The 2,257-nt window shown below is 41.7% G+C and carries 2 protein-coding genes; both read left to right on the forward strand.

Translation table 11 applies throughout. The annotated features are described in order from the left end of the window. The first annotated feature begins 25 nt into the window (after positions 1 to 25). Positions 26 to 355 (forward strand): hypothetical protein, encoded by a 330-nt coding sequence (locus LIX84_RS23225; protein WP_026130459.1) that lies wholly within the window; start codon positions 26 to 28, stop codon positions 353 to 355. A 156-nt stretch (positions 356 to 511) separates the two neighbouring features. Then, positions 512 to 910, forward strand: a complete 399-nt coding sequence (locus LIX84_RS23240; protein WP_226422265.1) for a hypothetical protein — start codon at positions 512 to 514, stop codon at positions 908 to 910. Positions 911 to 2,257 lie beyond the last annotated feature (1,347 nt).

Raw genomic sequence — 2,257 nt, forward strand, 5'->3', positions numbered from 1 at the left:
TATGCTTTAGGGATTTCTGAACAGGATGTTTTTGATACTAGCAATATTGGGTGCTATCTACCTGTTATTTAAGCTGTACCAAGAAGGCGAAGAGATAGGTTGGAATAGAATTTTAGTTACTATCTTTTTTGTCAGCTATTCAGCTCTGTATTTGTATGTACCACCTTTCTTAGGCATGAATAACCAATATGCAGGTAAAATGTACGAATTAGTTCCAATCGGATGCTATTTCATGGCTTTACTTCCCGATATGGAAGAAGCAGAAACTGAGGCGAAAGCCTTCGTATTTTTCGCTTGGTGTGGGCTTATTTTCATAGCATCTTTCTTGGTTTACTTTAAGTTGTATGTGTGGTGATGGGGGCCAGCACGCATATAACAAACTGTTCAAGAGGGATTCACAACGCGTGGCATTTTCACTATGCGTTGGTTTAAGTGATTAAGGTGGTATGCGGCGGCATCGGTATTGCGTTGCTCACCCCTTAACAGGGCGTTATACGAATAGAGGGAATTTATGTACAAGAGTACTGATTTTAGCTTGGATTCAAAAGAGTTCAGGTTTAAGAAAGACTCATATCCTTTGTCTAAGATAAACAATGCTAGGGTTAAAAAGTTAAGTTTTCTTGATAATTTAGGTCAAGTTTTATTCTGGGTGTGTGTGTTTTCAGGGGCAGTTTGGTTAGTTATTCCAAGGTTGGAAGAGGTGCCACAGTGGCTACTAGTTTTAGTTCTTAGTCTGACGGTTGTAGGTTTGGTTTTTGCTATTCTTCGTTGTTCTAAATATGCGCTTCAAGTCGAGTTTCGCCACATAGATGAAACGGGCGTTCAATGGGTTAATGTCGCTAAGTCATACTCAAAGTCAGATTGTGAGTTATTTGAACAGCAAGTGTTGGCACTGAAGAAATTCGTATAACAAATTGTTCAAGAGTGATTCGGCACGCGTGGCATTTTTACTATGCGTTGGTTTTAGTGGTTAAGGTGTTATGCGGAACCTTCGGTATTGCGTGCCTCACACCTTAACAAGGCGTTAGTCGCCAGAAAAAGCTAGCAGTCAGAATCATGTTTATAAGCTCAAAAGTTGGCTACTGGTTGTTTGATTCATAGTTCCATCTTCGATGGTCAAAGCTCTGTGTCATCGGTTCTAAATCAATGCGTTGCTATTTTCTAAGCGGTTGTTTCGTTCTTTGGTGGTGATAGAGCGGGGCGATCGAAAATCTGTTTTTGGTTGCAAATCAGCTCGGTGAGTTTGTTGGTTTAAAAGCTTATTTACTTGCTGAAAGGACGTTTTCTCTGGTGTGGTAAGTTCCACGTGGTTTCAGTGACTTTGTTGAAAGTCCGCACTGTGAGATTGGTTTTCCAAAAGCGCTTTTTGGTGTTGTCAGTCCGTTTTCTACGACGTTTTATGTTCCAAGTGGTTTCATTAAGTAGGCGCTTTGAGACTACGCCTGACTTAAGTGCATCAAAACACATAAAGTTTGTTGTTTGCAAAGTTTGGTTCGGCTTAAAATTGTCGCTCGGTGCCTCGCGACTAACAAACTGCTCAAGAGGGATTCGCAACGCGTGGCATTTTTACTATGCGTTGAATTTAGTGGTTAAGGTGGTGTACGGAAGCAGCGGTATTGCGTTGCTCACCCCTTAGCAGGGCGTTAGTCGCCAGAAAAAGCTTGCAGTCAAAATCATGTTTCTAAGCTTAAAATTTGGCTGATGATTGTTTGCTATACAGGCTCTTCATCGATGGTCAAAACTCAGTTTCAGGCTGTTTCAAATCCAAAGTTTTGCAAGTGTCCAAGCGTTTTTTTGTTCTTTGGCGCTGACAGAACAGGGCAATCGAGCGTCTGTTCTTGGTTGCAACTCTGTCCGGTGAGTTTGTTGGTTCAAAAGCAGAACTACTCGTTGAAAAGTCGTCTTCTCTGGTGTTGTAAGTTCCACGTAGTTTCAGTGACTTTGTTGAAAGTCCGCACTGTGAGATTGGTTTTCCAAAAAGCGCTTTTTGGTGTTGTCAGTCCGTTTTCTACGGCGTTTTATGTTCCAAGTGGTTTCATTGAGTAGCCGCTTTGAGACCACGTCTAACTTAAATGCATCAAAGCACATAAAGTTTGTTGTTTGCAAAGTTTAGTTCGACTTAAAATTGTCGCTCGGAGCCTCGCGACTAACAAACTGCTCAAGAGGGATTCGCAACGCGTGGCATTTTCACTATGCGTTGAATTTAGTGATTAAGGTGGTTAGCGGAGGCATTTGTATTGCGTTGCTCACCCCTTAG

Origin of the sequence: Vibrio sp. E14, from assembly GCF_020515785.1 — a bacterium.
GTDB lineage: Bacteria > Pseudomonadota > Gammaproteobacteria > Enterobacterales > Vibrionaceae > Vibrio > Vibrio diabolicus.

Excerpts from the sequence above, each read along its gene's own strand:
- LIX84_RS23225 (WP_026130459.1), top strand. The coding sequence starts at position 26 with ATGTTTTTGATACTAGCAATATTGGGTGCTATCTACCTGTTATTTAAG.
- LIX84_RS23240 (WP_226422265.1), top strand. The coding sequence starts at position 512 with ATGTACAAGAGTACTGATTTTAGCTTGGATTCAAAAGAGTTCAGGTTT.